Consider the following 245-nt stretch of genomic DNA (forward strand, 5'->3'; position numbering starts at 1 on the left):
GGCCCACGTAGGAGGGCGTCACCTGGTTCTGGAGGTTCGCGTCCCCGCCGCTGTCCAGCCCATAGGCGCGCCCCTCGACCGCGACCGCCAGGACCGAGTCGTTCGTCCCGAGCCCGCGCTGGCGCGCCACGTCCTGGGCCAGCGTCTGGGCGCCCGTGCTGAACTCATCCACGTAGACGACGTACAGCCCCTGCCCGGTGACCCGGCGTAGGTCCTGGATCTCCTGGGTCAGGCGCTGCTCATCC

The 245-nt window shown here is 71.4% G+C and carries 1 protein-coding gene; it reads right to left on the reverse strand.

The features are described from left to right. On the reverse strand, positions 1-245 hold a 245-nt coding region (locus KVS67_RS12630; RefSeq protein ID WP_217565511.1), incomplete at both ends, for a TPM domain-containing protein.

Origin of the sequence: Micrococcus sp. GbtcB5 (assembly GCF_019091605.1) — a bacterium.
GTDB lineage: Bacteria > Actinomycetota > Actinomycetes > Actinomycetales > Micrococcaceae > Micrococcus > Micrococcus luteus.